The sequence below is a fragment of the Paraburkholderia kirstenboschensis genome, from assembly GCF_032806925.1.
Taxonomy (GTDB): Bacteria; Pseudomonadota; Gammaproteobacteria; order Burkholderiales; family Burkholderiaceae; genus Paraburkholderia; species Paraburkholderia kirstenboschensis.
The window spans coordinates 963802-989327 of record NZ_CP136513.1 but is presented as its reverse complement, the minus strand read 5'-3'; the positions used below and the strand labels follow the sequence as shown (position 1 = coordinate 989327).

Genomic DNA, 25526 nt, shown 5'->3' with positions numbered 1-25526 from the left:
GCCGACGCCTGTTCGCCGGGCGCCCGACGGCGCAGGCAGCCGCGTGCTCAGCGGCGCGAAATGCGGCGGGCACAAGAGCAGCCATAAGACCTGGCGCGAGCCAGGGCATAGCAGCACCGCGGCTGGCCACGAAGTTCAGGCCTACCGCCAATTCCGAATAACAACGCAGCGCCGCTAACGCGGCGTCGCCAGAAAGGTTTAAATCCATGAACGATACGCCGTCGAGGCTACCGCTCAACCGCACCGCGATCCTGCTGCTGGTGCTGGCCCTTGCCGTCATCTGGTTCGTGCCGCTCGGATGGCGCCATCTGCTGCCGAGCGACGAAGGCCGCTACGCCGAAATGGCGCGCGAAATGTTCGTCACCGGCGACTGGATCACGCCGCGCTACAACGGCTACAAGTACTTCGAGAAACCGCCGCTGCAAACGTGGGCCAACGCGCTCACGTTCGCGTGGTTCGGCATCGGCGAATGGCAGGCGCGGCTCTACACGGCGCTCACGGGATTTGCCGGCGTGCTGCTGATCGGCTTCACGGGCGCGCGCGTGTTCAATGCGGTCACCGGCGTGTTTGCAGCGCTGGTGCTCGCGACGTCGCCCTACTGGAACCTGATGGGCCACTTCAACACGCTCGACATGGGCCTGTCGTTCTGGATGGAACTCACGTTGTGCGCATTGCTGCTCGCGCAGCGCCCGAATCTCAAGACCGCCTGTGTGCGCGGCTGGATGTGGCTGTGCTGGGGCTCGATGGCGCTCGCCGTATTGTCGAAGGGCCTCGTCGGCGTCATTCTGCCGGGCGCCGTGCTGGTGCTCTATACGCTGGTCGCGCGTGACTGGGCGGTGTGGAAGCGCCTGCATCTGATCGGCGGCCTCATCGTGTTCTTCGCGATCGTCACGCCGTGGTTCGTGCTGGTGCAGCAGCGCAATCCAGAATTTCTCAACTTTTTCTTCATCGTTCAGCAGTTCAAGCGCTACCTGACGCCCGAGCAGAACCGTCCCGGGCCGTTCTATTATTTCGTGCCGGTGTTGATCGTCGGTTTCCTGCCCTGGCTCTCGGTGGCACTGCAAAGTGTGCGTCACGCATGGCGCCTGCCGCGCCAGCCGAATGGCTTCGCGCCGGTCACGATGATGCTCGTCTGGACAGGCTTTATCTTCCTGTTCTTCAGCGCGTCGCATTCCAAGCTGCTCTCGTACACGCTGCCTATCGCGCCGCCCATCGCGCTTCTGATCGGAATGTATCTGCCGCTCGTCACGCGCGACCAGCTGCGCCGCCATCTCGCCGGCTATGCACTGTTTCTCGTAGTGGCCGCGTTCGCCGCGCTGTTTCTGCCGCGCTTCGGCAGCCAGCGCAATCCCGCCGAACTGTACGCGCAGTACCGCACGTGGGTGCTGGCCGCGCTTGCCGTCGCGTTCGTGCTGACGCTCGCCGCACTGTGGTTCAATCGCCGCAGCCGCGCCGGCAGTCTCGGCACGATCGCGAGTTTTGGCGCGGCGTGGCTTTTGCTCGGCACGATCGCCGGCATCGGTCACGACGTGTTCGGCCGCCTCAGTTCCGGCGCGCCGCTCGCGCCCGCGATCAAGGCCCAAATGGCGAAGTTGCCGGCCGACACGCCGTTCTACTCGGTCGGCGTGCTCGATCACACGTTGCCCTTCTACATCGGCCATACGATGACGATGGTCGAGCATCCGGACGAACTGGCGTTCGGCGTGTCGGTGGAACCGCAGAAATGGCTGCGGTCGGTAGAAGCGTGGGTCGAGCGCTGGAAGACCGACCGCTACGCGCTCGCGCTGATTCCGCCGTCGACTTACGACCGGCTCCTGAAAGAAGGCCTGCCGATGCAGGTCGTCGCCCGGGACTCGCGCCGCGTCGTCGTAATGAAGCCGCTCGCTGCAGGCGCGGCGGCTACGCCGGTGGAAAAACCGCAACAGTGACCCCATATCAGGAGCTCCACACCCGATGAACCCGATTTCCCTCTTTTGTATTCTTGCCGGCGTCGCGTTGAATGCCGGCGCGCAGTTGCTGCTCAAAGCCGGAACGAATGCCGTTGGACACTTCGAATTCACCCGTGCGAACATCGTGCCGATTGCCTTTCGCATTGCGACGCAGCCGCCGATCATCGGCGGTGTGGCCTGCTATGTGATCAGCCTCGCCGTCTGGATTGTCGGGCTGTCGCGCGTGGATGTGTCGATCGCCTATCCGATGCTGTCGCTCGGCTATGTCGTCAACGCTTTCGCCGCGTGGTATCTGTTCGGCGAAGTGCTGTCGGTGCAGAAGCTGGTCGGCATCGGCGTGATTCTGGTGGGCGTGGTGATCGTCGCGCGCAGCTAGCGCACCACGAAGAAACCGCGGCAAAGCTGCCGCAAAGATAGCGTAAGCCGGCATCCGTGCCGGCTAAGCAAAACGTAAGGTTGATCGCGGTATGCTCCGCGGTTTGCACCCTTTTTAGCCTTGGCCTGGATTTGCGCGTAGTGTGTGTCCACCGCGCCCTTCAGGCCGCGGCCCTTTCGATCGAGCGAAGCATTCATGACCCAGTCAACCGTTCCGCCGCTGCCGTTCCTGCCGTTCGTCAAACCGGAGATCGACGAAGAAACGATTCGCGGGGTAGCCGACGTTCTGCGCTCGGGCTGGATCACTACCGGCCCCCAGAACCAGAAGTTCGAGGCGGCGCTCTCCGAGTTCTGCGGCGGCCGTCCCGTACGCACGTTCAACTCCGGCACGGCCACGCTCGAAATCGGACTGCGCATCGCCGGCGTGGGCGAAGGCGACGAAGTGATCACGACGCCCGCCTCGTGGGTGTCGACCAGCAACGTGATCTACGAAGTCGGCGCGACGCCGGTGTTCGCCGACATCGACCCGGTCACGCGCAACATCGACCTCGACAAGCTCGAGAAGGCGATCACGCCGCGCACGAAGGCGCTGATTCCGGTTTATCTGTCCGGCCTGCCCGTCGACATGGACCGTCTGTACGCGATCGCGCGCGAGCATAAACTGCGTGTGGTGGAAGACGCCGCGCAAGCGTTCGGCTCGACGTGGAACGGCAAGCGCATCGGCGCGATCGGCGACATGGTCTCGTTCAGCTTCCACGCGAACAAGAACCTCACGTCTATCGAAGGCGGCGCACTGGTGCTGAACAACGAGGACGAAGCCGTCCTCGCGCAGAAATACCGGCTGCAGGGCATCACGCGCACGGGGTTCGACGGCATGGACTGCGACGTGCTCGGCGGCAAATACAATCTGACGGATGTCGCCGCGCGCGTCGGCCTCGGTCAGTTGCCGCACCTTGAACGCTTCCTCGCGCAACGCAGGAAACTGGCGCGCGCATACTTCGCCGGCTTCGAGGGCGGCGCGGCGCTGAAGCTGGGCGTTGGACTGCCGTTCGCCGACTTCGGGAACAGTAACTGGCACATGTTCCAGATCACCTTGCCGCTGGAGAAGCTTTCGATCGACCGCGCCGGTTTCATGGGCCAGTTGAAAGAACGCGGTATCGGTTCGGGCGTGCACTATCCGGCCATTCATCTGTTCTCGCTGTACCGCGCGCGCGGCTTTACGGAAGGTATGTTCCCGCACGCCGAGCGTTTCGGCGCGACGAACGTCACGTTGCCGCTCTTCACACTGATGAACGAAGGCGACGTGGAGCGCGTGTGCCGCGCGGTCAATGAAATTTGCGAACAATACGGAAAATAAGCGGAAATGATTTATACGGAACAACGCGCCGTCGCACCGGAAGTGTCGATCATCATTCCGGTGTACAACGAGGAAGCCGGGCTTGCGGCGCTATTCGCGCGGCTCTATCCGGCGCTCGACGCGCTCGGCACGTCTTATGAAGTGATCTTCATCAACGACGGCAGCCGCGACAAATCCGCCGCGCTGCTCGCCGAGCAGTTCCGCGCGCGCCCCGACACGACCCGCGTCATCCTGCTGAACGGCAACTACGGGCAGCACATGGCGATTCTCGCGGGCTTCGAGCAGTCGCGCGGCGAGATCGTCATTACGCTCGACGCCGACCTGCAAAACCCGCCGGAAGAAATCGGCAAGCTGGTCAACAAGATGCGCGAAGGCTTCGACTACGTTGGCACGATTCGCCTGCAACGTCAGGACAGCTTGTGGCGCCGCAAGGCTTCGCGCGTGATGAACCGGCTGCGCGAGCGCATCACGCGCATCAAGATGACCGATCAGGGCTGCATGCTGCGCGCGTACAGCCGGCACATCATCGACACGATCAATCGCTGCGGCGAAATCAACACGTTCATTCCGGCGCTCGCGTACACCTTCGCGCAGAATCCCGTCGAGATCGAAGTCGCGCACGAGGAGCGCTTTGCCGGCGAATCCAAGTACTCGCTCTATTCGCTGATCCGCCTGAACTTCGACCTCGTGACCGGCTTCTCGGTCGTGCCGCTGCAGTGGCTGTCGTTCATTGGCGTGATCCTGTCGCTCGGTTCCGCGGCATTGTTCGTGCTGCTGCTGATCCGGCGCTTCATCATCGGGGCGGAAGTTCAGGGTGTGTTCACCCTCTTCGCCATTACGTTCTTCCTGCTCGGCGTGATCATCTTCGCGCTCGGGCTGCTCGGCGAATATATCGGTCGAATCTATCAACAGGTGCGCGCCCGTCCGCGCTATCTGGTGCAGACGATTCTCGAACAGCGCGACGGCGCGGCCGTGGTTGAAATGCCGCGTCAAACCGTCGTGCAAGCGATTCAACCGGCGCCGCTCGCCGACCATCACGACGAGAGCCCGAACCGATGAAACCGCGCGCCGTCGTATTCGCGTATCACAACGTCGGCGTGCGCTGCCTGCAGGTACTGCTCGCGCGCGGCGTCGACGTGGCGCTCGTCGTCACGCACGAAGACAGCCCAACCGAAAACATCTGGTTCGGCAGCGTGGCGACGGTCGCGGCCGAGCACGGCATTCGCGTGGTGACGCCCGCAGACCCGAAGAGTCCTGAATTGCGAGCGGCCGTCAGCGCCGCACATCCCGACTTCATCTTCTCGTTCTACTACCGCCACATGTTGCCGGTCGACCTGCTCGCGCTCGCCGCGCGGGGCGCTTACAACATGCACGGCTCGCTATTGCCGAAGTACCGCGGCCGCGTGCCGACCAACTGGGCAGTGCTGCATGGCGAAACCGAAACCGGCGCGACGTTGCACGAAATGGCCGCGAAGCCCGACGCGGGCGCGATCATCGCGCAAACGCCGGTGCCGATTCTGCCCGACGACACCGCCGCGCAAGTGTTCGACAAAGTCACGGTGGCCGCGGAGCAAACGCTGTGGCGCGTCTTGCCCGCCTTGCTCGCCGGCGAAGCGCCGCATCTGCCGAACGATCTCGCGCACGGCAGCTACTACGGCGGGCGCAAGCCGGAGGACGGCCGCATCGACTGGACCCAGCCGGCGCAACAGGTCTACAACCTGATCCGCGCAGTCGCGCCGCCCTATCCCGGCGCGTTTGCCGACGTCGACGGCCGGCGCTTCGTCGTCGCGCGCGCGCGGCTTGCGGCGCCCGGCGCGCTTCGCCCGAATTTGCCGCCGGGCCTGCACGTAAGCGATAATGGTGTTTTCGCGATATGCGGCGACGGTCGCGCGATCGCCATCCACGAATTACGGCATCAGCACGACGGCACTGAAACCGTCGTCACTCCGGCCGAATTCGCCCAGCTCATTCAAACTCCCCGACATTTATGAAGAAAGTCCTGATCCTGGGTGTGAACGGCTTCATCGGCCATCACCTGTCCAAACGCATTCTCGAAACAACCGATTGGGAAGTCTTCGGAATGGACATGCAGACCGAACGTCTGGGCGATCTCATCAATCATGAGCGGATGCACTTTTTCGAAGGCGACATCACGATCAACAAGGAGTGGGTCGAATATCACGTCAAGAAGTGCGATGTGATTCTGCCGCTGGTCGCGATCGCCACGCCCGCCACATACGTGAAGCAGCCGCTGCGCGTGTTCGAGCTCGACTTCGAAGCGAACCTGCCGATCGTGCGTTCGGCGGTCAAGTACGGCAAGCACCTCGTATTTCCGTCGACCTCCGAGGTCTACGGCATGTGCACGGACGAGCAATTCGATCCCGAAGAATCGCAACTGTCGTACGGTCCGATCAACAAGCCGCGCTGGATTTACGCGTGCTCGAAGCAGTTGATGGACCGCGTGATCTGGGGCTACGGCATGGAGGGTTTGAACTTCACGCTGTTCCGCCCGTTCAACTGGATCGGCCCGGGCCTCGACTCGATTTACACGCCGAAGGAAGGCAGCTCGCGCGTGGTCACGCAGTTCCTCGGCCACATCGTGCGCGGCGAGAACATCAGCCTCGTCGACGGCGGCGCGCAAAAGCGCGCGTTCACGGATATCGACGACGGCATCGGCGCGCTGATGAAGATCATCGAGAACAAGGACGGCGTTGCGACGGGCAAGATCTACAACATCGGCAACCCGACCAACAACTTCTCGGTGCGTGAGCTCGCGCACAAGATGCTGACGCTCGCCGCGGAATTTCCGGAATACGCGGACACCGCGAAAAAGGTCCAACTGGTCGAAACGTCGTCGGGCGCGTATTACGGCGCCGGCTATCAGGACGTACAGAATCGCGTCCCGAAGATCGACAACACGATGCAGGAACTCGGCTGGGCACCGAAGTCGACCTTCGACGAAGCGCTGCGCAAGATTTTCGAAGCGTATCGCGGCCACGTCGGCGAAGCACGCGCGCTCGTTGAACAGCAATAAGGGCTGATCCTTGGCCCGAATCGTCCTGAAGATCGACGTCGACACGCTGCGCGGCACACGCGAAGGCGTGCCGAATCTCGCGCGTATCTTCGACCGCTTCAAGGCGCGCGCTACTTTCCTCTTCAGCCTGGGCCCCGATCACACAGGTTGGGCAATGCGCCGTGTGCTGCGGCCGGGCTTTTTGCAGAAGGTGTCGCGCACGTCGGTGGTCGAGCACTACGGGCTCAAGCAGTTGATGTACGGCGTGCTGCTGCCGGGGCCGGACATCGGAGCCAAGGCGTCGGCGGAAATGCGGGCGATCCACGAAGCCGGTTTCGAGTGCGGCATTCATACATGGGATCACGTGTACTGGCAGGACAACGTGCGATCGAAAGATCGCGCGTGGACATCGTCGCAAATGCAGAAAAGCCACGACCGTTTCATTGAAATCTTCGGTGCGCCGCCCGTCACGCATGGCGCGGCCGGCTGGCAGATGAACGGCCATGCGTTCGAGCAGATCGACGCCTGGGGCATGCACTACGCGTCCGACGGCCGGGGCCATTCGCCGTATTTTCCTGTGGTCGACGGAAGAACGCTCGCGCATGTGCAGATGCCGACCACGCTGCCGACGCTGGACGAAGTCCTCGGCGTGGACGGCGTGGACGAACACAACGTCGCGGCCTTCATGCTGAGGCACACGGAAAACAATCCGCACGATCAGGTGTTCACGCTGCACGCGGAACTCGAGGGCCAGAAGCTCGCGCCGATCTTCGAACGGTTGCTGGAAGGCTGGCGTGCACAAGGCCACACGTTCGCGACCATGGGCGATTACTACGCCACGCTGGACCGCGGCGCGCTGCCATCGTACCCTGTTACGTGGGGCGAAATTCCAGGGCGCTCCGGCGAGCTGATCGTCCAGCCGTGACTGGCCGCCCGGCGTGCTGAATTCACGCAGCCATTGAGTTGCTGTCCGGCAGCCCGCTCTGACGACTCAACCGCCACGCGAGAATATGCGCGCACCGGTAGCCCCTTCCCCCAACTCGATGCCAGGCCGACACCGCCTTGTCGGATTCACACGGCGCCGCCGCCCATAACAACCGGAGAACCTCGTGTCCATCGCAGTCGACCAACCCATCCCCGACTTCACCGCTCCCGCCACCGGAGGCGAGATCACGCTGTCCAAACTGCGGGGCAAGAAGGTGGTGCTGTATTTTTATCCGAAGGACAACACGCCCGGCTGCACGACCGAAGGTCTGCAGTTTCGCGATCTGTATCCGAAGTTCAAGAAGGCCGGCGCGGAGATCATCGGCGTGTCGCGCGACAGCCTGCGCTCGCATGACAACTTCAAGGCAAAGCTCGAATTGCCCTTCCCGCTGATCTCGGATCCGGAAGAAAAGCTGTGCGCGCTCTTCAACGTCATCAAAATGAAGAAAATGTATGGCAAAGAAGTACGGGGAATCGAACGCTCCACGTTCCTGATCGATAGTGACGGTGTGCTGCGCACGGAGTGGCGCGGCGTGAAGGTGCCCGGGCATGTCGACGAAATTCTGGAGGCTGTACAAGCGCTTTGAGGCGCGTTATATTGGGTTGCAATGAGTGCCTGTCCACCCCAAATTTTTCGTCGCTGCGCCACGTTCGACGGCCGCTTTGCCGGATGCATCGGGTCCGTCGGAGTCGTCAGGCGCAATGCGAACACCGTAGGCGAGCCGCTTGCCCCGTACGCCGGGGCGGCGGCTTTTTCAATTGCGCGCAGCCGTACGTTCACTCGGCCGCGCGTTACCGTTAAGGAGCCGATCGAAGACCAGGCGAACCGGCATCTCTAGACCGAATGCGCGCCTCCGGGCGCAAACTGCGTGCGCAACATCGGCACGGGCAGAATGCGACAGGCGGCGCACGATATGTGACCCGATAATTTCGAGGGAAACCATGCCTTTGCCTACCCCCCCCAGCAAGCTCGGCAATCTCCTGCCGCCTGACGAATACAAGGCCAAAGCCGCCACACCGGCGCGCTCCGTTTCGAAGAAACAGGCCGAAGGCGAATCCGCGGAGTCGACCGATTACGGCCGTGCGAACGTCGCCACGCCCATGTCGCACGCCGCCAATGCCGCGACCACGTTGCGGCCGGTGCCGGCATCGTCGGCAGCCGCAACGGGGACCGCGGCGGACGAGGCCGCTCAGGCACGCGGCGCATCGGGCTCCGGGCGCAAGACGAGGCAAACCGCCGCGCTGCTGCAACCGGTTCCCGCTGCCCGTCCGCAAGCCGAACCCGCTGCCGAGCCGCAGCCGGCCGTCGCACGCACGCCTAGCGCGAAGCAGCCCACGGCGAGCACGCCGGCCGCCGCGCCTAGCGCCCGCGGCACGAATAAAAAACGCGGCAACGCCGCCGAGCCGGTCGAAGTCCAGAAGCTCTTCGTGCTGGACACGAACGTGCTGATGCACGACCCGAGCTGCCTGTTCCGTTTCGAGGAACACGACGTCTATCTGCCGATGATGACGTTGGAAGAACTCGACAACCACAAGAAAGGCATGTCGGAAGTCGCGCGTAACGCTCGCCAGGTGAGTCGCACGCTCGACGCACTGGTGGCGAACGCGGGCAATATGTCCGAGGGCATTTCGCTCGCGCGTCTGGGCAGCCGCGAGGCGTCCGGGCGTCTGTACTTCCAGACCAAGCTGACCGCGATCGAACCGGTCGAAGGTCTGCCGGAAGGCAAAGCCGATAACCAGATTCTCGGCGTCGTGCGCGCGTTGCAGCGCGACCGGGCGGATCGCCAGGTCGTGCTGGTGTCGAAAGACATCAACATGCGCATCAAGGCGCATGCGCTCGGCCTGCCCGCCGAAGACTACTTCAACGACCAGGTACTCGAAGACAGCGACCTGCTGTATTCGGGCATCCGCGCGCTGCCGCAGGACTTCTGGACGAGGCACGCGAAGGGCATGGAGAGCTGGCAGGACACCAAGACGGGCACCACGTATTACCGTGTGACCGGTCCGCTGTGCCCGTCGATGCTCGTCAACGAATTCGTGTATCTCGAGCCGCAGAACGGCGAGCCGGCGTTCCACGCGCTGGTGCGCGAGCTGAACGGCAAGACAGCGCTGCTGCAAACGCTGCGTGACTATGGCCACCACAAGAACAACGTGTGGGGCATCACAGCGCGTAACCGCGAGCAGAACTTCGCGCTGAACCTGTTGATGAACCCCGAGATCGACTTCGTGACGCTGCTCGGCCAGGCCGGCACCGGCAAGACACTGGTTGCGCTCGCGGCGGGTCTCGCACAGGTGCTCGACGACAAGCGCTACAACGAGATCATCGTGACGCGCGCCACGGTGCCGGTTGGTGAGGACATCGGCTTTCTGCCCGGTACGGAAGAGGAAAAGATGCAGCCGTGGATGGGCGCCTTCGACGACAACCTCGAAGTGCTGCAGAAAACCGACGACGCCGCCGGCGAATGGGGCCGCGCCGCGACTCAGGAACTGATCCGCTCGCGCCTGAAGATCAAGAGCATGAACTTCATGCGCGGACGCACGTTCGTCGACAAGTATCTGATCATCGACGAGGCGCAGAACCTGACGCCCAAGCAGATGAAAACGCTGGTCACCCGCGCGGGTCCCGGCACGAAGATCATCTGCCTCGGCAATATCGCGCAGATCGACACGCCTTATCTGACGGAAGGCAGTTCTGGCTTGACCTATGTGGTCGACCGTTTCAAAGGCTGGGCGCACAGCGGCCATGTGACGCTCGCGCGCGGCGAGCGCTCGCGCCTTGCCGATTACGCGTCCGAAATCCTTTAAAAATCAATTAGCTGGCTGTGCCTTGGAGCCGCGCCCGGAGATTTCCGGGTGCGGCTTTTTCAATGCGGCGGCGTCTTCAGTCAGCGTCTTTAGTCAGCAACACTTAGCGCACGAACTTCAAGTAATTTGTCAAGAGTTCTTGCCGCTCCCGCGTTTCACCGGCTACCATCCGGACATCGTCCGCCTTTAAACGAGCGTTTACCGCTTTACTCTTTCATGCGCCGACTTGCGTTCTCGCTGCTGACCGTGCTGTTGCTCGCCGCCTGTGCCGGCGCGCCGCAGAAGACGTCGTCGCGCGGCTCGTCAGGCGCGGTTGTCGTCGCAAACGGCGCGTATCGCGCGCCACCACCCGGTTTCCCCAACTTTGTCGACCACAGCATTGGCCGCGAGGAAATCTCTATTCAGGCGATGAGCCTCGTCGGCGTGCCCTACCGTTGGGGCGGCAACACGCCCGATAGCGGCTTCGATTGCAGCGGCCTGGTTCGCTATGTCGTGTCGCGCGCGGCTTCGGTGAATTTGCCGCGCACGACCGCCGATATGAGCGGACGCGGCGAATCGGTCGAACCAGACGAGATCGCGCCGGGCGATCTGATTTTCTTCAACACGACCGGTCGCGCGCACTCGCACGTGGGTATCTACGTGGGCAAGCTACGCTTTGTCAACGCACCGTCGACGGGCGGCACGGTGCGGCTCGATTATTTGACCAATCCGTATTGGGCGAAGCGCTTCGACGGCATTCGCCGCGTGGCCGGACCGGCCGCGAAGCCGGCACCGTTCGACGCGCCTAATTATCAGGCAGCGGCGCCGCAGACGGAGCGTGCGGTAGCACAGGCGGCGAGCGCAGCATATGGCGGCGGCGAGGCGACGTCGGCGAATGCACCATCGGCTGTGACCCGAGCAGCCTCCGTCTATGTCACCGGTTCGTCGCCCTCCCAAGCAACGGCTCGCGCCGGCGCGGAGCCGCGCGCGCCATCGACTGCGGCGGCCGAGCCGGCCCTAGCGGCCACGCCGGTAGCGCGCGCGCCCCAGGCCGATCCCTTCGAACCTCCCCCGCCTGGCATGAGCGCGGCGCAGATTCAGGCGCGAGCAGCAGGCGCGGTATCGCCGACGCCTGCTCTGTCGGCTCAGGCAAGTGGGTATGACGGCGGCGCCAGCGCACCGGCTCAACGGCAAGCCGCTGCAGGTGCCCCGCCCCTTTCCCAAACGGCAACCGCGCGCGAAGCCGATGCAATCGACGCCGCCGCCGATGCGTTCGAGCCGCCACCGCCCGCTTCGGTCGCGGCACGTCAAGCACGCCAGGCGCGGCAGGCAGACGCGGCAGAGCCCGCACCGGCCGACAATGGCAGCGTGTGGATCATGCGAGCCTCGACGGCCTCACGAGGCCTCGCTGCCCCCTCGCAAACCAACGACGACCCGATCGCCCGGTTCGCCAACGGGAATTTCTAACTAGCCGGTGTGCCTGGCGCGTGCGCCGCGACGCACGCGCACGGACAGACGTCTACGGATCATTGGCATTGCCGGCAGGTCACAAAGTGGCCGCGTCCTTTTCAAGACCGAGCAGTCGCTCGACATACGCGCTTACCCCTTTTCCGACGTCGGCGAATACATGATCGCAGCCCACGGCCCGCAGGTTGCTCAGATTCGCCTCAGTAAAGCACTGATACTTGCCGTGCAACGCGCGCGGGAACTCGACGTATTCGATCAGCCGCTCGGCGACCATGCGATCCAGCCCCAACGCGCCCAGCTTTTGTGACGCACGGATCGCGTTGACCGTGCTCAGCGCGACGTCGTTGAAGGGCTGCGCGCGGCCGGATCCCAAGTTGAACACGCCGCTTCGATCTGGATGATCGAAGAACCACAAATTGACAGCGACAACGTCGTCGATGAACACGAAATCGCGCATCTGCTCACCAGGGCCATAGCCGCCATAGCTGCCAAACAGTTGCACCTTGCCGGCCGCCCGGAACTGATTGAAGTGGTGATAGGCCACCGATGCCATGCGCCCCTTATGTTGCTCGCCGGGACCATAGACATTGAAGTAGCGAAACCCCGCAATCTGGCTGCGCGACGCTGGCAAAGCGCGGCGCACCACCTGGTCGAACAGGAGCTTGGAGTAACCGTAGACGTTCAACGGCCGTTCAAATGCAGGATGCTCGATGAAGCCGCTGGAGCCGCCATAAGTGGCAGCACTCGATGCGTAGAACAGCCGCGTGCCTGTCGCCATACAGGCGTCGAGCAAGGTCTTGCTCGACGCGTAGTTGTTGTCGAGCATGTAGCGACCGTCGTGCTGCATGGTGTCGGAGCACGCGCCTTCGTGAAACACCGCGTCGACATGGCCGAAGCGCCCGCTTGCGAAGGCCTCGTAGAACGTGGACTTGTCGCTGTAGTCGCTGATCTGCAAATCGACCAGGTTGTGGAACTTGTCAGCGGACGTTAGATTGTCTACGGCAATCACGTTCGTTATGCCGCGCGCGTTCAGCCCACGCACGATATTGCTGCCGACAAACCCGGCAGCACCGGTCACGATAATGCGCTCAGACATGCCGATTGAGCTCCTCGAGTGTGATGGGCGCGGTGCCGATCTTCCCAACTACGACACCGGCGGCCGCATTAGCGAGCCGTGCTGCACTTTCCATGTCATGGCCTGCACCCAGCGCGGCGGCCATGGTGGCAATCACTGTGTCGCCCGCGCCGGAGACGTCGTAGACCTCGCGCGCCTGCGCGGGAATGCGAACATGCCGGTTCTCGACAATGAGGCTCATGCCCTCCTCAGATCGGGTAACGAGCAACGCTCCAAGCTCCAGTTCGTCGCGCAGTTTGAAGGCGCGCCGCTCGAAGTCCGACTCGCCATTCCACTTGCCCGCAGCCTGCGCGAATTCATCGCGGTTCGGCGTGACGACGCTTGCGCCGCGGTATATCGAGTAGTCCGGCCCCTTCGGATCGATCAGAATGGTTGCGTTCGCGGCCCGCGCGTCGCCCATCATCATGCGTAAGTGCGCGAGGCCGCCTTTGCCGTAATCCGAGAACACGACGGTCTTGCACGTTTTCAGCTTCTCCCGGAACTGGGCCACTAGCGGAAACAATAACTCGTGGTCCGGACGCTGTTCGAAGTCAGCGCGCACGATTTGCTGGTTGCGTGAAATGACGCGAAGCTTCACGGTGGTTTGCAGTGCCGGATCGCGGAGGAACGCGCAGTGAACGTTGCGGGATTCCAGCAAGGACTGCAAAGCACGCCCATCCTGATCGTCGCCCACGACCGACAACAGCGTGGTCTGAACACCCAGGTTCACCGTGTTGACGGCGACATTGGCCGCGCCGCCAGCCACGTCTCGCGTGCGCTGAACGTGAACCACGGGCACGGGTGCCTCCGGCGAAATACGCGTGCTGTCTCCAAACCAGTAGCGATCCAGCATTACGTCACCGGCGACGATGACGGAAGCCGATGAGCAATCTAGACTCACTTCAGAATTCCTTGAGATAGTGTTTTACGACGTTTGAAAACGTGGCGAGCAGAATGCGGTCAACCGCTCTCGGCTTCACGGGCCGTGTTGCCCGCAGCGGCCGGTTCATAGCGGCCACGCGCTGATGCGGCCTGGCCATACGCCCTGGCAAGCTTGCGGCCATGCAGACGGGCCGGCACTTCGATCAGTCGATAGGTCAGTTCGGCCAGGACCAGTGTGCAACTCAAAAAAACGCCGGTGAGGAGCAGCAGGTCTGTTGTGTTCGCGCGGTCCATACCACTGAATGGCGAGAGGCGAAGCCCCAACGCAATGACTGGCCCATTGACAAGATAGATTGCATACGACCTGTCGCCGACCCACGAAAGCAACCTCGCAATGCATCCGTGCAAGCCGAGGTAGCCTTTGTCGTAGCTTGCGATAAAGACCAGCAACCCGGACAGTGCAGCCATGAGTCCAACGCCGAAAGGCAACGCGTACATGAGTTGCGGCATCACTGCGACGCTTGCAAGTAAGAAAACCACAAACGGCAACGCGAACCAGCCAGACCGCAACAATGTCGGCTCGACCAGCGACATGAGTACACGGTTCGAAGCGAACAGCGACAGCAACACGCCCCACGCGAATGCGTCGCTACGAATGAACCACGCCAGATCGTCGCTATTGGCAATACGGGCAATTGGAAACTGAACCGCAATCGCGAACACGAGAAGCGCGATAACCCATTTGCGCGGCACGAACAGAAGAAGCGGCGCGCATAGCAGATAAAACTGCTCTTCGAGAGAAAGACTCCAATATGGGCTGGCAGAAAGCGATTGCATGCCGTGGTGGTGCCAATAAGCCCACTGCTGGATGTTGACCACGTTAAGAATTCCGCCGAACAGGAACGACACGTTCGCTCGCAGGTTGGCGTCATGACGCATCTCCGGCATTGCCATCAATGCAATCACGAACGGCAGGACAAGCCAGAGCCACGCCGCTGGCCACAAGCGCCAGACGCGCTTGATCCAGAACGAAACCAATGTCCTGACTCTGTCCTGAACCGATTGAAGACCGGTCAGGGAACGAAGGAGGGATTGCGTGATGACAAATCCGGAGATTGCGAAAAAGAGATCGACGCCGCCCCATAACGACACATAATCACTCAATGCCGACTGCAGCCCTTCGATATTCCAGAACCCAAGTAGATGGTCCGCAACCACGAACACGATAGCCACGCCGCGAAGAATCTCGATGTCGTCGTTGCGCTTGCCGCCGAATACCGTTGCCAGGTTTTCACCCCGCATAAGCTTGCCCTTGCATCACTGCCGCACTTACAGGACGAGCCGCGCCCAAGGCCGGATTGTCGAGCTTACTCACTGGCTGCTCGTCCAACAATCGCAATGCCTGCGATACGACCTTCAGCGGATCGATGCTGCCCATGCAGGTAGGACGTTCATGTCCAGCGGGACAAAAATCCATCCATGAGTCTGTTGACCACCAGCAGTTACCGCATTGCGTTGGCGCTATGTTGGCGTTTTGCGGGTAACCAAACCACTTCACATTGGTTGGCCCGAACATCACCACGCTTCTGACTCCGAGCGTTGCACCTATGTGCACGAGACCTGATTCGGTGTCCACGTGCAAAGCGGCCCCCGCGAGAATGGAGGCCGACTGTGCGAAGCTCAGCTTGTTCTTGAGATTGATGTCCACGCCGGGGATGTCGTCGCCCGTCTTGCCGCCCAACTGCACGATGGACAGATCCGGGCGGGCTGCCTTGAGTTGTCGCACGATGTCGATCCAGCTCTGCACTGGCAACGCCTTGGTCGGGCGATGCGCGACCAGCTTGAACTTGGTGTCCCATCCGTCGTGCACGGTGATGTAATTGCCCGGCGTCAGGCCAAACTCCTCGCAAGCTTTCGGGTTCGCGCCGATGTCCAAGGCGTCGCCCCCGTAGCTGATACCGAGCATCTCGTGCAGATAGGTGTTGCGCGTGTGGCCCTGGCGCACAGCCAGGTCGGCGAACGAGCCGTCGAGAGACGGATGCGCGGCGATGTACCGCTCGATCTCCTTACGAGCTGCCTGCACGTGGCCGAACAGGCTAATAACCTTAGGATTGCTGCTCAGCAGTGCACGATACTTCAGGTGCTCGTTCAGGAACGTGACGAACTGATTAGCGATCAGCGAGAAAGTGTAGTGCGGGCCGGCTGTCGGAAATGCGTCGATATGGATGCTTTCGCGGAAGCCAGCAATGCCCTTGAAGAACGGCTCGATTGTCTTGGGCGAGAGAAAATACACGTCAAAGCTGGCTGTGCTGCCGAGGATGGCCTGAAGGTCGCGCGCGAGGCGCGCAACGATGATCGCGTCACCCAGACCTCCTGTGATACGAATGGCGTAGACCGTCTGCCCCGTGAGATCGCCGATGGCTTCGGGGGCACGGTCGGATCGTTTCCAGAATCTCAATTTCATAGGTTTAATCAGTCTTGATTTGACCAGCGACCAGCCTTTGGCAAAAGCGCGATTCATGAAGTAGCCGACCACAAGCGGCTGCGGGTAGATCGCGGAAAGTTCGCGGTAACGGCGAACGCTACGATCCAGCAACGGAGTGCGCTGACTGTTGAGGTCGATGTGGCGAAGACGGCGAATCTTTATCGCCTGTAAGTCAGCGCTCATGCTGCAGGTCTCGGGTGCATGAAGTCGTCGTAGGCGCGCACCACTTCATGTGAATCTCCCAGCATGCGAACGCTGCCTCGGTCCAGCCAAAGCGCCTTGTTGCACATTTCCATAATGGCCGGACTGGAATGCAGGGCCAGCACGACGATGCCCGATCCCGAGGCAACCTCGTGCAGCCTCGCCTTCGCCTTCTCCTGAAAAGCGCTGTCGCCGACGCCTAGCACCTCGTCGAGCAAGAGAATGTCGGCCTGGACCGCCATGGAAATGGAGAATGCCAGCCGCATACGCATGCCGGTGGAGTACGTGCGAACCGGCATGTCGAGATAGTCGCCAAGTTCGGAGAACGCTGCGATGTCGTCCTCCCGATCCCTGATCAACTCGGGGTGCATTCCAAGGAATAGGCCGCGCAAGCGAATGTTCTGGCGGCCCGTGGAGTGTTCGTCGAGGCCCAGCGTAATGTCCAGCAGCGGAACGGTTTTCCCGGTTCGGGCCAATACGCCCGCGGTCGGCTTGTAGATGCCCGACAGCACCCGAAGCAACGTGCTTTTTCCCGCGCCGTTCTGCCCGATCAAGCCAAGACGGTCCCCCCGCGTGAGATGGAAGCTCACATCGCTGAGCGCCCGCACGACGACTGCGCCTTCGGCACTCTCGGCCATCGCGTTCCGCCTGCCAAGCGCTGCGACGCGCTTGCGCAACGACCTGCCCTGCACTTCGAACACAGGAAGTTCGACGGTGATTTTTGAGGCTCGAAGCTCGGACATGCGATCAAACCCAATAGGCGACGCGATCGGCCGCGCGCGAGTACATCCATAGCGCGGCCAGCCAGCCGACGATCGCGCAACAGACGCCGCCCATCCAGCTATTCGTTGCCGGCGTTTGTCCAAGCAGAGGCGAGCGCACAAGGTCGACAAGCGCAGCAAACGGATTGAACGTGATCAACCAGGCGTGCTTTGACAGCATGCCGGGACGCCACATGAGCGGCGTGATGTAGAAAAGAATTTGCACCACGGCCGCCACCAGTTGCGGCACATCGCGATAGCGAGCCGACGAGAGCGCGAAGATTTGCGCCATCCAGGTCAGGTTGAGCATGAGCAGCACGAGACCGGGCGGAAACCATATCAATGCCTGGGCGTGATCGACGCCGAAGACGGCAACGAGGACCAGTACGATCACGAAGTTGTGCCCAAACATGATGAGTTGCCGGCACAACACCTGGAAGATATAGGTCCAAAGGCTTGCATCGCTCTGCCGGATGTAGTTGGCGTTGTTAATGTAAGCGCCGCAAGAATCGTTCAATACTCCGGCGATCAGCCCCCACACCACGAAACCGGTGCCGACGAGCGGCAAATAACCCGTCATAGGTTGTCCGAAAAGCGTGCCGTAGACTACGCCGAGCGAGCCCACCATCACACCCATGCTGAGTGTGATCCAGAAGGGGCCTAGGGCTGAACGCGCGTAGCGTTGGCGGATGTCGAGCCAGGCTAGCAAGGACCACAAACGCCAACGCCCGAGAGCCGGGAAAAAATCACGAAGTAAGACGAGCGGCATGCGTTGCTTCAAGTAGATGGTGTGTCAGGACAAAAACGCTGCGGGCAAGTCAAATGATGCACCAACCCGCTTCTTATAATTCGCTATCCTTAATTAATAGTCGCGATCGACGAACAAGCGGTACGGGCCAAACGCGCGGACATTCTCATAAATGAGATGGTCAGCCGACGCGGCCTGACGTTTCCACACAACACACCACATCAATCGGATTCATCCGATTGACGCGCTCTCAAGCGCGGTCCGCAATCGCGGCTCCGTCAGCACACGTTGGCCGCCGATCTGCTATCGTCATCGATATTCTTCCGAACGGGTGGCGACAATGGATCTCGGGCTGAAAGACAAAGTGGTGCTGATCACGGGCGGCAGCAAGGGAATCGGCTTCGCGTGCGCCCGGGCTTTCGCGCTGGAAGGCGCGAAGGTGGCAATCGTTTCGCGTGATCCCGCGAATCTTGCGCGCGCCTACGAACAGTTGAAGCAGGAAGGCTTGCATGTGCACCGCACACGCGCCGATCTCCATGAGCCGCATAGCGCCGCCGACATCGTGGAGGAAGTCAGCACGGCCGTCGGCCCGATCGACGTGCTGGTCAACAGCGCCGGCGCGGCGCGCCGCTACGACCCCGAAACGCTCGATGCGGATGCGTTCCGCGCCACGATGGAAGCCAAATATTTCCCTTACATCTACCCGCAGCAGGAAGTGCTGCGCCGCATGGCCGAGCGCGCGAAAAGCGGCAATCCTGGCGAGCCCGGCACGATCGTCAACATCATCGGCATGGGCGGGAAGATCGCGAGCGATATCCATATCGCCGGCGGTGCCGCCAACGCTGCACTGATGCTGGCCACGGTCGGCCTCGCCCACTATTACGCGCGCTACGGCATCCGGATCAACGCGATCAATCCGGGTGCGACGCTTACCGAGCGCGTCGAAGAAGCCGTCATGCTCGAAGCAACGCAACAAGGCATTCAGAGCGCCGAAGCGCTCGCGCGTGGACAGGCCAAGGTACCGCTTGGGCGTTACGCAAAACCGGAGGAAATTGCAGATGTCGCGCTGTTTCTGGCAAGCCGCCGCGCAAGCTATGTGACGGGCGCGATCGTCCCGATGGATGGAGGCAGCGCGCCGCTGATCTGAGCGATGCGCGCTGTTTGTCGAGGCTGTAGCGCAGCATTGCGGTTGCGGAGCGAACGGTCTTGCCGCCCGCCCCACAGCCTGTAGTGTTACAGCAAGCGGTGACCGAGCCACCAGGCGGCGGCGGCGAGCGCCGCTGACGCCGGAATCGTCAGAATCCACGCCCAGACGATGTTGCCGGCCACGCCCCAACGGACCGCGCTCAGTTTCTGCGTCGCGCCCACGCCGACGATCGCGCCGGTGATCGTATGCGTGGTGGACACTGGAATACCGAGCCAGGAAGCGGTGAACAACGTGATCGCCCCGCCAGATTCGGCACAAAAACCGCCAACGGGCTTGAGCTTGGTAATTTTCTGACCCATGGTACGGACGATTCGCCAGCCGCCGAACAACGTGCCAACCCCCATCGACAGATAGCAGCCGCCGATCACCCACAGCGGCGGCGCCTCCGCGATCGACGATGCATAGCCGGTCGCGATCAGCAGCATCCAGATGATGCCGATGGTTTTCTGCGCGTCGTTACCGCCGTGGCCGAGGCTGTACAGACCGGCCGACACGAGTTGCAGACGCCGGAAGCGCCGGTCGACCTTGCTCGGCGGCGTACGGAAATAGATCCACGACACAGCCAGCATGAAAAACGAACCGAGCACGAACCCGAGCAGCGGCGAAATGAAAATAAACGCCACCGTCTTCAGCAACCCGTCGAGGTTGAGCGAACCCCAGCCCGACTTGGCAAGCGCCGAGCCGACGAGCCCGCCGATCAGTGCGTGCGAGGAACTCGACGGAATGCCGTAGTGCCACGTGATCACATTCCAGCCGATCGCGCCCACCAGGGCGCCGAAAATCACGTAATGATCGACGATGCCGGGGTCTATCGTGCCCTTGCCGACAGTCGCGGCCACTTTCAGGTGAAACACGAAATATGCGACGACGTTGAACGCCGCGGCGAACGCGACCGCCTGTTGCGGCTTGAGCACACCCGTCGAGACGACGGTGGCAATCGAGTTGGCCGCGTCGTGAAAACCGTTCATGAAGTCGAAAACGAGCGCGACGGCGACCAGGCCGGCGACGACCCAGATAGCAAGTTGTATCGATTGCATTATGCGTTTTCCAGCACGATGCCTTCGATGATGTTTGCTACGTCTTCACACTTGTCCGTGATCGTTTCGAGCAATTCGTAAATGGCTTTGAGCTTGATCAGGGTTTTGACGTTGTCTTCTTCGCGGAAAAGCTTGGACATGGCCGAGCGCAGCACCCGGTCGGCCTCGGACTCGAGGCGATCGATTTCCTCGCACGCCTTCAGAATCTGGCTCGCCTGCTTCATGTCCGACAACAGGCTGACGGCGAATTGCACCCGCTCGGACGTCGCCGTGCAGATGTGCGCAAGCTGGCTCGCCTCGGAAGTGACCGACTGGACGTCGTAAAGGGAAATAGCGGTGGCGACGTCCTCCATCAGGTCGAGGATGTCGTCCATCGTGGTGATCAGCTTGTGGATCTCATCGCGGTCGAGCGGCGTGATGAAGGTCTTGTGCAGCAGGTCGATGGTTTCGTGCGTGAGTTTGTCTGCAGCCTTCTCGGCTTTTTGCACGTTTTGCTTATGAGTTTCGGCGTCTTGCAGATTGTCGATCAGCAGCTCGAGTTCGCGGCTCGCCGAGACGATGCACTGTGCGTGCGCATTGAAAATATCAAAGAACTTGCCCTCGGTGGGCATGAATCGACCGAACATTGGGATCCCGAAAATTGGTCACATAATGGCTGACATAAAACCGCCATATTGTACCGTTGCGGGCCCGATGTAGCACTTTGCAAAGCGCGGTTACAACAGCGGCTATTGCGTTTGCGCGATTTTCCGGTCGCGCCGCCGCTATTCGCGATTAATCGCCGTAAAAATTCTGCGCGCCCGCAAAGTTGTCGAACTTCGTGTATTGGCCGTGGAACGTGAGCCGAACCGGCCCGATCGGGCCATTCCGCTGCTTGCCGATAATGATTTCCGCCGTGCCTTTGTCCTGGCTGTCGGGGTTATACACTTCGTCGCGGTAAATAAACAGGATCACGTCGGCGTCCTGCTCGATAGCGCCCGATTCCCGCAGATCCGACATGATCGGCCGCTTGTTCGGACGTTGTTCCAGACCGCGGTTGAGCTGCGACAAAGCGATGACCGGCACGTCCAGTTCCTTCGCGAGGCTCTTGAGCGATCGCGAGATTTCCGAGATTTCGGTGGCGCGGTTTTCACCCGACGACGATCCGCTCATCAGCTGCAGGTAGTCGATGATGATGAGCCCGAGCTTGCCGCACTGCCGCGAGAGCCGCCGCGCGCGCGAGCGCAGTTCCATCGGGTTCAGACCACCGGTTTCGTCGATGAAAATCTGCGCCTCGCTCATTTTTTGCACGGCGTGCGTGAGCTTCGGCCAATCCTCGTCGGTCAGACGTCCGGTTCGCATGCGGTGTTGATCGAGGCGGCCGACCGAGCCGAGCATACGCATGGTGAGCTGCGAGCCCGGCATTTCCATTGAGAACACAGCGACCGGCAAGCCGTATTCGACCGCAACGTACTCGCCGATGTTCATCGAAAACGCCGTCTTACCCATCGACGGACGTCCCGCAACAATGATCAACTCGCCGCCGTGCATGCCCGATGTCATGCGGTCAAGGTCGACAAAACCGGTCGGCGTGCCGGTCACGTCGCTCGGATTCGCGGTGTGATACAGCGTGTCGATCCGCTCGACGACCTGAGTCAGCAGCGGCCCGATTTCCAGAAAGCCTTGCGTGCCACGCGCGCCGTCTTCCGCAATCGAAAACACCTTCGATTCCGCCTCGTCCAGCAATTGCCGGACTTCCTTGCCTTGGGGATTGAAGGCGTCGGCCGAGATTTCGTCGGCAACGGAAACCAGCCGGCGCAGCACCGCGCGGTCGCGCACGATTTCCGCGTAGCGCCGGATATTCGCCGCGCTCGGCGTGTTCTGCGCGAGTGCGTTCAGATACGCAAGGCCACCGACCTCTTCGGCCTTGCCCGACGTTCCGAGCGCTTCGTAAACGGTAATGACGTCGGCCGGGCGCGTCGCTGCGATGAGCTTGCCGATGTGCTCGTAGATGATGCGGTGGTCGTAGCGATAGAAATCGCTTTGCGACAGGAAATCGGCAATCCGGTCCCATGCCGCGTTGTCCAACAACAACCCGCCCAGCACCGATTGCTCGGCCTCGATCGAATGCGGCGGGACTTTCAGCGACTCGAGTTGGGGATCTTTGGACGGTGCGTTCATGGAGAGGAATTATCGTGGAAATCAGGCGACCGCGGCCAGCGGAACGAGCAAAAAATAACGGGCACAAAAAAGGCAAGGGCCGGTTGCCCGGCCCCTGCCCTCAGCCAGCAACAACCTGGCCAATACTATCTGATGCTTGATGCGGTCGATTCAGACGCGCTCGGCTTAAACGTGCTCGCCGAGTACCGACACCGTCACGTCGACAACCACGTCGGTGTGCAGCGAAACCTGAACCGGGTGGTCGCCCACCGTCTTCAGCGGGCCTTCCGGCAGGCGAACTTGCGCCTTTTCAACCGCGAAGCCTTGCTTGCCCAGTGCTTCGGCGATGTCGGCGTTCGTCACCGAGCCGAACAGACGGCCGTCCACACCGGCCTTCTGGCCGATCTGAACCGTCGAACCGGCCAGCTTTTCGCCTTGAGCTTGAGCAGCAGCCAGCTTTTCAGCTGCGGTCTTTTCGAGTTCAGCGCGGCGGACTTCGAATTCGGCCAGCGCTTCCTTCGTTGCACGGCGAGCCTGCTTGTTCGGGATCAGGAAGTTACGTGCGTAACCGTCCTTGACCTTCACGATATCGCCCAGGTTGCCCAGATTGACGACTTTTTCCAGAAGAATGATTTGCATTCGGATGCTCCTTATCGCGTCGTCGGGTTAGGCCTTGTGCTGGTCGGTGTACGGCACGAGCGCGAGGAAACGGGCGCGCTTGATAGCCGTGTCCAGCTGGCGTTGATAGTGCGACTTCGTACCCGTGAGACGCGCCGGCGTGATCTTGCCGTTTTCGCCGATGAAGTCTTTCAGCGTTTCGATGTCTTTGTAGTCGATGTATTCGACGCCAGCAGCCGTGAAACGGCAGAACTTCTTACGCTTGAAGAGCGGATTTTGTTGCTGACGACGCTTGTCGAATTTCTTACCAGTCGGGCGGGGCATGTTCAGTCCTTTCCAATGTCCTGCAATGCTGTGATGTGAAATACCAGAGTTCTTGCGTTGCGGTGCTTTTTTGCCAGGAAGCCTGTGAAGAGCGTTTCCACGCCCATCGGACAGCTTTCCAGCCTACCGCTCGCCTCGCCTGCGGCTACCGCCTGCATGGTCAGTTCGACTTGCCGGGCAATACCGGCTTCGACGACTTCCGTGCGGTGCTGCAACGTGCAGCTGGCAATCGGAACGCCGGCGGGGGTGTACCGCACCGGTTCGCGTTCGACGACGCTGGCTGTGAGCTGCAGCCGGTTCATGAAGCCTTTGGCAAGGGCGACGCCTGGTCTGGTAGCTTAAATAGTGTGTCTTAAGCCTGCGCTTCGGACGGTTGCGTAGCAGCCGACTTCTTGGCTTCTTCGCGCTGCACTTCCTTCATCATCGGCGAAGGGCCGGTTTCGGCTTTCTTCATCTTGACGATGAGGTGACGCAGAACGGCGTCGTTGAACTTGAACGCGTGTTCCAGCTCGTCGAGCGTGGTCTGGTCGCATTCGATGTTCATGCAGACGTAGTGAGCCTTCGCGAGTTTCTCGATCATGTAGGCCAGTTGGCGACGGCCCCAGTCTTCGATACGGTGGATCTGGCCACCGTGCGACGTGATCGTGCTCTTGTAACGCTCGATCATGGCGGGCACCTGCTCGCTCTGATCGGGATGCACGATAAAGACGATTTCATAATGACGCATACACACTCCTTGTGCTGACTTTTGGATAGAAGCCACCCGGGCGTCGAACCGGTGTGGCAAGTGAGAAGCCAAAGATTGTAGCCTGATTGGGGACGGGCTGCAAGGCATTGCATCGTCCGAAGGCGTGATTCGGGCTTGTTTTTGAACGATTTAGCGTCCTCGTTGCACGCGCCGCATGAGCCAAGACCGCTCGAATTTACCCGCCATGCGCGCTGGGCCGCTCGCAAACGCGCCCCCACCCCCGCTCCGCGGGCCCGCTCCAAGCCTCAAGCCCCGTCCGGCCAAGGCGCGGTAGCATCCGAGCGCTGTACTCGGCCATGCTCGCGTGTGTCAGCCCACTGTGTGTCAGCCCACTGTGTGTCAGCCCACTAATACGCCGGCCGGTTCCAGTAATCCTCGCTTGCGTAAATCTCTTTCAGATAATCGATGAAATAGCGCACCTTGGCCGGCACGTAGCGCTGCTGCGGGTAGACCGCGAGAATGTCGTAGTCGGGCAGCGCGAATTCGTCGAGCACCGTTTCCAGTTCGCCGCGTACGAGTTGCTGCTGGATTTCCCAAGTGGACCGCCAGCCGAGTCCGAGCCCTTCGGATACCCAGCGGTGCAAAAGTTCGCCGTCGTTGCAATCGAGCGTGCCCCCCACCCGCACCGTGACGAGCTTGCCGTTGCGGCGAAAATACCAGCCGCGGTTCTGGCCGCCTTGCAGATTGAACGCAAGACAGTTGTGCCGCGGCAGGTCTTCGAGCGTTTTGGGCTTGCCGTGCCGGCGGAAGTAATCGGGCGTGCCGCACACCACGCGCCGGTTCGACGCGAGCTTCACCGCGACGAAGTTCGGATCGACCGCGCCGCCGATGCGTATCGACAGGTCATAGCCCTCGCGCACCAGATCCACGACGCGGTCGGTCAGGTTGAACGACACCTGCAATTCCGGCTTGTCGGCGACAAACGCCGGCGCGAGCGGCGCGACATGCTTGCGGCCGAACGCAGCCGGCGCCGACACGATCAGATGGCCGTTCACCGCGCGGCGTCCGGCGCTCAATTCGTTCTCGGCTTGGTCCCATTCGGTCAATAGTCCGCGGCAGCGCTCCAGAAAGGCTGCGCCGTCCTCGCTGACCACGAGCCGCCGCGTCGAGCGATACATCAGCTTCACACCGAGGCGCTTTTCGAGAGCGTCGATGCGCCGCCCGAGGATCACCGGCGACACGCCCTCCTCCAGAGCCGCGGCCGCAAGGCTACCCGCGTCCGCGACGCGCACGAAGGTTTCAATCTGCTTGAAGCGATCCATGGCGGTCTCCTTGCGGGCGAACACTGCTTGTGCCCGCATTCCATACTTTTTGTTTCGGAATAAGCGACGCG

General features: G+C 61.6%; 25 protein-coding genes. 11 read left to right on the top strand and 14 right to left on the bottom strand.

Annotated elements, in window-relative coordinates:
• The first annotated feature begins 206 nt into the window (after window positions 1–206).
• The 10 genes from RW095_RS27215 (at window position 207) to RW095_RS27170 (ending at window position 11929) form a co-directional block, all read left to right on the top strand.
• Window positions 207–1928, top strand: coding sequence for a glycosyltransferase family 39 protein (locus tag RW095_RS27215; RefSeq protein ID WP_317021910.1), 1722 nt, complete (start codon window positions 207–209; stop codon window positions 1926–1928).
• A gap of 25 nt (window positions 1929–1953) precedes the next feature.
• Complete coding sequence (locus RW095_RS27210) at window positions 1954–2325, top strand: SMR family transporter (protein ID WP_020065824.1); 372 nt, start codon at window positions 1954–1956, stop codon at window positions 2323–2325.
• 195 nt (window positions 2326–2520) lie between these two features.
• Window positions 2521–3681: a DegT/DnrJ/EryC1/StrS family aminotransferase gene (locus RW095_RS27205; RefSeq protein ID WP_317021909.1), complete on the top strand. Its 1161-nt coding sequence runs from the start codon at window positions 2521–2523 to the stop codon at window positions 3679–3681.
• 6 nt (window positions 3682–3687) lie between these two features.
• Window positions 3688–4740: a glycosyltransferase gene (locus RW095_RS27200; protein WP_317021908.1), complete on the top strand. Its 1053-nt coding sequence runs from the start codon at window positions 3688–3690 to the stop codon at window positions 4738–4740.
• Window positions 4737–5672, top strand: a complete 936-nt coding sequence (locus RW095_RS27195) for a formyltransferase (protein WP_317021907.1) — start codon at window positions 4737–4739, stop codon at window positions 5670–5672. Before RW095_RS27200 ends, RW095_RS27195 begins: the two co-directional genes overlap by 4 nt.
• Window positions 5669–6715, top strand: a complete 1047-nt coding sequence (locus RW095_RS27190) for a bifunctional UDP-4-keto-pentose/UDP-xylose synthase (RefSeq protein WP_020065820.1) — start codon at window positions 5669–5671, stop codon at window positions 6713–6715. Before RW095_RS27195 ends, RW095_RS27190 begins: the two co-directional genes overlap by 4 nt.
• Before the next feature lie 10 nt (window positions 6716–6725).
• Window positions 6726–7619, top strand: coding sequence for a polysaccharide deacetylase family protein (locus RW095_RS27185; RefSeq protein ID WP_317021906.1), 894 nt, complete (start codon window positions 6726–6728; stop codon window positions 7617–7619).
• A gap of 184 nt (window positions 7620–7803) precedes the next feature.
• Complete coding sequence (locus RW095_RS27180) at window positions 7804–8265, top strand: peroxiredoxin (protein WP_020065818.1); 462 nt, start codon at window positions 7804–7806, stop codon at window positions 8263–8265.
• 355 nt (window positions 8266–8620) lie between these two features.
• A complete protein-coding gene (locus tag RW095_RS27175) occupies window positions 8621–10483 on the top strand; it encodes a PhoH family protein (RefSeq protein ID WP_317021905.1) in 1863 nt (620 codons plus the stop codon).
• A 216-nt stretch (window positions 10484–10699) separates the two neighbouring features.
• The gene (locus RW095_RS27170) at window positions 10700–11929 is read left to right on the top strand and encodes a C40 family peptidase (RefSeq protein WP_317021904.1); all 1230 of its coding nucleotides are present in this window, start codon (window positions 10700–10702) and stop codon (window positions 11927–11929) included.
• 79 nt (window positions 11930–12008) lie between these two features.
• On the opposite strand, the gene rfaD is transcribed toward RW095_RS27170, so the two are convergent.
• From rfaD to RW095_RS27140, 6 genes are read right to left on the bottom strand one after another with little or no spacing between them, the layout of a single operon-like run.
• Complete coding sequence (gene rfaD / locus RW095_RS27165; protein WP_317021903.1) at window positions 12009–13025, bottom strand: ADP-glyceromanno-heptose 6-epimerase; 1017 nt, start codon at window positions 13023–13025, stop codon at window positions 12009–12011.
• Window positions 13018–13944 (bottom strand): D-glycero-beta-D-manno-heptose-7-phosphate kinase, encoded by a 927-nt coding sequence (gene rfaE1, locus RW095_RS27160; protein WP_317021902.1) that lies wholly within the window; start codon window positions 13942–13944, stop codon window positions 13018–13020. The genes rfaD and rfaE1 overlap by 8 nt, the downstream gene beginning before the upstream one ends.
• A gap of 59 nt (window positions 13945–14003) precedes the next feature.
• On the bottom strand, window positions 14004–15227 hold the full coding sequence (locus tag RW095_RS27155) for an acyltransferase family protein (protein ID WP_317021901.1): 1224 nt from the start codon (window positions 15225–15227) through the stop codon (window positions 14004–14006).
• Window positions 15217–16593 (bottom strand): glycosyltransferase family 9 protein, encoded by a 1377-nt coding sequence (locus tag RW095_RS27150; protein ID WP_317021900.1) that lies wholly within the window; start codon window positions 16591–16593, stop codon window positions 15217–15219. The genes RW095_RS27155 and RW095_RS27150 overlap by 11 nt, the downstream gene beginning before the upstream one ends.
• Window positions 16590–17354: an ABC transporter ATP-binding protein gene (locus tag RW095_RS27145; protein ID WP_317021899.1), complete on the bottom strand. Its 765-nt coding sequence runs from the start codon at window positions 17352–17354 to the stop codon at window positions 16590–16592. The genes RW095_RS27150 and RW095_RS27145 overlap by 4 nt, the downstream gene beginning before the upstream one ends.
• Window positions 17355–17358: 4 nt before the next feature.
• The gene (locus tag RW095_RS27140) at window positions 17359–18141 is read right to left on the bottom strand and encodes an ABC transporter permease (RefSeq protein ID WP_317021898.1); all 783 of its coding nucleotides are present in this window, start codon (window positions 18139–18141) and stop codon (window positions 17359–17361) included.
• 319 nt (window positions 18142–18460) lie between these two features.
• On the opposite strand from RW095_RS27140, the gene RW095_RS27135 reads away from it, so the two are divergent.
• Window positions 18461–19267 carry an SDR family NAD(P)-dependent oxidoreductase gene (locus RW095_RS27135; RefSeq protein WP_317021897.1) on the top strand — a complete coding sequence of 269 codons (807 nt, stop codon included), beginning with the start codon at window positions 18461–18463 and terminating at the stop codon, window positions 19265–19267.
• An 86-nt stretch (window positions 19268–19353) separates the two neighbouring features.
• On the opposite strand, the gene RW095_RS27130 is transcribed toward RW095_RS27135, so the two are convergent.
• From RW095_RS27130 to RW095_RS27095, 8 genes are all read right to left on the bottom strand, one after another.
• Complete coding sequence (locus tag RW095_RS27130) at window positions 19354–20364, bottom strand: inorganic phosphate transporter (protein WP_128586509.1); 1011 nt, start codon at window positions 20362–20364, stop codon at window positions 19354–19356.
• Window positions 20364–20990, bottom strand: a complete 627-nt coding sequence (locus RW095_RS27125) for a DUF47 domain-containing protein (protein WP_027798850.1) — start codon at window positions 20988–20990, stop codon at window positions 20364–20366. Before RW095_RS27125 ends, RW095_RS27130 begins: the two co-directional genes overlap by 1 nt.
• 148 nt (window positions 20991–21138) lie before the next feature.
• Window positions 21139–22524 carry a replicative DNA helicase gene (locus RW095_RS27120; RefSeq protein ID WP_020065810.1) on the bottom strand — a complete coding sequence of 462 codons (1386 nt, stop codon included), beginning with the start codon at window positions 22522–22524 and terminating at the stop codon, window positions 21139–21141.
• Between the two features lie 165 nt (window positions 22525–22689).
• Window positions 22690–23142: a 50S ribosomal protein L9 gene (rplI, locus tag RW095_RS27115; RefSeq protein ID WP_128594933.1), complete on the bottom strand. Its 453-nt coding sequence runs from the start codon at window positions 23140–23142 to the stop codon at window positions 22690–22692.
• Between the two features lie 27 nt (window positions 23143–23169).
• Window positions 23170–23445 carry a 30S ribosomal protein S18 gene (gene rpsR, locus RW095_RS27110; protein ID WP_006048825.1) on the bottom strand — a complete coding sequence of 92 codons (276 nt, stop codon included), beginning with the start codon at window positions 23443–23445 and terminating at the stop codon, window positions 23170–23172.
• Window positions 23446–23447: 2 nt separating this feature from the next.
• The gene (gene priB / locus RW095_RS27105) at window positions 23448–23747 is read right to left on the bottom strand and encodes a primosomal replication protein N (protein ID WP_317021896.1); all 300 of its coding nucleotides are present in this window, start codon (window positions 23745–23747) and stop codon (window positions 23448–23450) included.
• Between the two features lie 50 nt (window positions 23748–23797).
• On the bottom strand, window positions 23798–24172 hold the full coding sequence (rpsF, locus tag RW095_RS27100) for a 30S ribosomal protein S6 (protein ID WP_006048823.1): 375 nt from the start codon (window positions 24170–24172) through the stop codon (window positions 23798–23800).
• Window positions 24173–24540: 368 nt separating this feature from the next.
• Window positions 24541–25455 (bottom strand): LysR family transcriptional regulator, encoded by a 915-nt coding sequence (locus RW095_RS27095; RefSeq protein WP_317021895.1) that lies wholly within the window; start codon window positions 25453–25455, stop codon window positions 24541–24543.
• Between the last annotated feature and the right edge of the window lie 71 nt (window positions 25456–25526).

Excerpts from the sequence above, each read along its gene's own strand:
- RW095_RS27215 (WP_317021910.1), top strand. The coding sequence starts at position 207 with ATGAACGATACGCCGTCGAGGCTACCGCTCAACCGCACCGCGATCCTG.
- RW095_RS27210 (WP_020065824.1), top strand. The coding sequence starts at position 1,954 with ATGAACCCGATTTCCCTCTTTTGTATTCTTGCCGGCGTCGCGTTGAAT.
- RW095_RS27205 (WP_317021909.1), top strand. The coding sequence starts at position 2,521 with ATGACCCAGTCAACCGTTCCGCCGCTGCCGTTCCTGCCGTTCGTCAAA.
- RW095_RS27200 (WP_317021908.1), top strand. The coding sequence starts at position 3,688 with ATGATTTATACGGAACAACGCGCCGTCGCACCGGAAGTGTCGATCATC.
- RW095_RS27195 (WP_317021907.1), top strand. The coding sequence starts at position 4,737 with ATGAAACCGCGCGCCGTCGTATTCGCGTATCACAACGTCGGCGTGCGC.
- RW095_RS27190 (WP_020065820.1), top strand. The coding sequence starts at position 5,669 with ATGAAGAAAGTCCTGATCCTGGGTGTGAACGGCTTCATCGGCCATCAC.
- RW095_RS27175 (WP_317021905.1), top strand. The coding sequence starts at position 8,621 with ATGCCTTTGCCTACCCCCCCCAGCAAGCTCGGCAATCTCCTGCCGCCT.
- RW095_RS27170 (WP_317021904.1), top strand. The coding sequence starts at position 10,700 with ATGCGCCGACTTGCGTTCTCGCTGCTGACCGTGCTGTTGCTCGCCGCC.
- rfaD (WP_317021903.1), bottom strand. The coding sequence starts at position 13,025 with ATGTCTGAGCGCATTATCGTGACCGGTGCTGCCGGGTTTGTCGGCAGC.
- RW095_RS27155 (WP_317021901.1), bottom strand. The coding sequence starts at position 15,227 with ATGCGGGGTGAAAACCTGGCAACGGTATTCGGCGGCAAGCGCAACGAC.
- RW095_RS27150 (WP_317021900.1), bottom strand. The coding sequence starts at position 16,593 with ATGAGCGCTGACTTACAGGCGATAAAGATTCGCCGTCTTCGCCACATC.
- RW095_RS27145 (WP_317021899.1), bottom strand. The coding sequence starts at position 17,354 with ATGTCCGAGCTTCGAGCCTCAAAAATCACCGTCGAACTTCCTGTGTTC.
- RW095_RS27140 (WP_317021898.1), bottom strand. The coding sequence starts at position 18,141 with ATGCCGCTCGTCTTACTTCGTGATTTTTTCCCGGCTCTCGGGCGTTGG.
- RW095_RS27135 (WP_317021897.1), top strand. The coding sequence starts at position 18,461 with ATGGATCTCGGGCTGAAAGACAAAGTGGTGCTGATCACGGGCGGCAGC.
- RW095_RS27130 (WP_128586509.1), bottom strand. The coding sequence starts at position 20,364 with ATGCAATCGATACAACTTGCTATCTGGGTCGTCGCCGGCCTGGTCGCC.
- RW095_RS27125 (WP_027798850.1), bottom strand. The coding sequence starts at position 20,990 with ATGTTCGGTCGATTCATGCCCACCGAGGGCAAGTTCTTTGATATTTTC.
- RW095_RS27120 (WP_020065810.1), bottom strand. The coding sequence starts at position 22,524 with ATGAACGCACCGTCCAAAGATCCCCAACTCGAGTCGCTGAAAGTCCCG.
- rplI (WP_128594933.1), bottom strand. The coding sequence starts at position 23,142 with ATGCAAATCATTCTTCTGGAAAAAGTCGTCAATCTGGGCAACCTGGGC.
- rpsR (WP_006048825.1), bottom strand. The coding sequence starts at position 23,445 with ATGCCCCGCCCGACTGGTAAGAAATTCGACAAGCGTCGTCAGCAACAA.
- priB (WP_317021896.1), bottom strand. The coding sequence starts at position 23,747 with ATGAACCGGCTGCAGCTCACAGCCAGCGTCGTCGAACGCGAACCGGTG.
- rpsF (WP_006048823.1), bottom strand. The coding sequence starts at position 24,172 with ATGCGTCATTATGAAATCGTCTTTATCGTGCATCCCGATCAGAGCGAG.
- RW095_RS27095 (WP_317021895.1), bottom strand. The coding sequence starts at position 25,455 with ATGGATCGCTTCAAGCAGATTGAAACCTTCGTGCGCGTCGCGGACGCG.